4 protein-coding genes are annotated in these 2,046 nt (G+C 60.1%); all 4 read left to right on the top strand.

The genetic code is table 11. The annotated features are described in order from the left end of the window. On the top strand, nucleotides 1–497 hold a 497-nt coding region (locus tag MWU77_RS24405; RefSeq protein ID WP_247275031.1), incomplete at its 5' end, for a DUF3558 domain-containing protein. Nucleotides 498–533: 36 nt separating this feature from the next. Continuing rightward, nucleotides 534–863 (top strand): hypothetical protein, encoded by a 330-nt coding sequence (locus MWU77_RS24400; RefSeq protein WP_169689668.1) that lies wholly within the window; start codon nucleotides 534–536, stop codon nucleotides 861–863. A 162-nt stretch (nucleotides 864–1,025) separates the two neighbouring features. Beyond that, nucleotides 1,026–1,598 (top strand): DUF3558 domain-containing protein, encoded by a 573-nt coding sequence (locus MWU77_RS24395; RefSeq protein WP_247275030.1) that lies wholly within the window; start codon nucleotides 1,026–1,028, stop codon nucleotides 1,596–1,598. Between the two features lie 33 nt (nucleotides 1,599–1,631). Then, nucleotides 1,632–1,961 carry a hypothetical protein gene (locus tag MWU77_RS24390; protein ID WP_169691056.1) on the top strand — a complete coding sequence of 110 codons (330 nt, stop codon included), beginning with the start codon at nucleotides 1,632–1,634 and terminating at the stop codon, nucleotides 1,959–1,961. The last annotated feature ends 85 nt before the right edge of the window (nucleotides 1,962–2,046 follow it).

Here is a 2,046-nt window from a genome sequence, read left to right as displayed (position 1 = left end):
CCACCGTAGCCACCGCACCAACAACACGCACACCGCGCATCGTCGACGACTCCGGCCGCCCCGACATCACCTTCGACCCCTGCCTCGACCTCCCGGACGACGTGATGACCGCGGCAGGGTACGACGCGGCGCACAAAGAGTTCGCGGACATGCCGATGGGGTCGTACACGTTCCTGGCGTGTGCCTACAGGGGAACAGAACTCGTCCGTGGTACGCGCAAGTTCTCCCTCAACGTGCTGTCAGGCAATATCAAGCTCGAAGAAGAACTTGCAAAGAACGGCGAAATCTCAACGGCCATCACCGTCAATGGAAGACGTGGTCTTCGCGAGATCGGCCCAAACGGCCGGAACGAATGCACTTACGCGCTACAGACCAACTTCGGGATTGTGCTCGTCAACCGCCTTTACCACAGCGATGGCTCGGCCCTGCCTAAGGAAGAGTGGTGCGCCGGAATGGAAGAACTCACCGCAATACTCGAACAATACATCGCCAACTAACCCAATCCTTCAATCGATGAACCGGGAGGACGCACTGTGAACGATTTTGTTCGGCTCGAACCGCACGTAATCGACGAGATCGTCTCGATATGCGATACGACCCTCGGCAAACTGAAGGATGCCCAGCAGCTTGCATCCCGACTTGGATCTGCCGACGGCTTCGGTGAGTTCCACTCGGCTCAACAACTTGCCGCGGGCTTCAGCCGTAAGGGTGCAGGCACTCCAGAGTCAGCGTACGAACGAGTCGCGCAGTTCATCGAAGCCTTGGAACAACTCCGCGACGCATTCGCTTCAGGCGGCGAAGCGTTCCTCGGCACCGAATTCGACTGGGTACGACAGCTTCAGTCGATCGACGTCGACACGTAACCGACCCGCCCTTCCCACGCGAAAGCCTGCTTGCCACAGCAACAATTGCTGCTGTGGGAAGCGGGAACCGTCGCGGGAATCATGACGAGACCGGTCGTGCTAGCGTCGAACCGATTTTCGGGCGGATCGGGGGGTCGCGTGAGCAGGTGGAGACGTGCAGCGATGAGTGCTGCAATCATCGCGGTAGCAGCAGCCTGCGGACCAGCACCAGCACCAGCCGTCGACAACAGCACCACCGTAACCACCGCACCGACAACACGCACACCGCGCATCGTCGACGACTCCGGCCGCCCCGACATCACCTTCGACCCCTGCCTCGACCTACCCGACGACGTGATGACCGCGGCAGGGTACGACGCGGCACACAAAGAGTTCGCGGACATGCCGATGGGGTCGTACACGTTCTTGGCGTGCTACTACCGAGGAACTGTCCAAATACCAGGAGTTTTGGCGCGATATGACCTCAACGTCATGGCTGGCAACGTCTCGCTGGACGAAGAACTGAAGAAGAACGGTCAGTTCGCAACTGAGATCACAATCAACGGGCGTCCGGCGTTACGGGAGATCGGTACGAACGGCGACAACGAGTGCACATACGTACTCGAGACCAACTTCGGCATCGTGCTCTTCAATCGGCTCTACCACAAGGACCATACGGGTCCGGTCCCGCTGGATGAATGGTGCGCGGGACTGGACGATTTCGTTACCGCAGTCGAGCCGCTCCTCAAGGCTTGAAGGAAATCCACCGACCGAGAGGACGAACCCGCCATGAGCGACTTTGTGAGGCTGGACCCTCACGTTATCGACGAGATCGTGACGATCTGCGACAGCATGCTCTCTGAGCTCCGCACAGCTAGTGCGATCACGTCGAGGCTCGGCTTCGCTGAAGGCTTCGGTGACTTCGAGTCCGCCAAGCAACTCGCCGCGGGCTACGCCCGCAAGGGCGCCGGCACACCCGAGTCCGCACGCGAACGCGTAGAACAGTTCATCGACGCCCTCACCCAACTACGCGACGCATTCGCTTCAGGCGGCGAAGCGTTCCTCGGCGCCGAATTCGACTGGGTACGACAGCTTCAGTCGATCGACGTCGACACATAACCTGCACGCACTTCCCGCACGAATACCGGAACCGTCGCGGGAATCGTAGGCAGGACCGGTCGTGCTAGCGTCGAACCGATTTTCG

It is taken from the genome of Rhodococcus sp. F64268 (assembly GCF_023015605.1).
Taxonomy (GTDB): domain Bacteria; phylum Actinomycetota; class Actinomycetes; order Mycobacteriales; family Mycobacteriaceae; genus Rhodococcus.
The sequence above is the reverse complement of the archived record's forward strand: the minus strand, read 5'-3'. Positions and strand labels throughout refer to the sequence as shown.

Bases quoted from the DNA above. Each gene is read 5' to 3' on its own strand.
- MWU77_RS24395 (WP_247275030.1), top strand. From the start codon at position 1,026: ATGAGTGCTGCAATCATCGCGGTAGCAGCAGCCTGCGGACCAGCACCA.
- MWU77_RS24390 (WP_169691056.1), top strand. From the start codon at position 1,632: ATGAGCGACTTTGTGAGGCTGGACCCTCACGTTATCGACGAGATCGTG.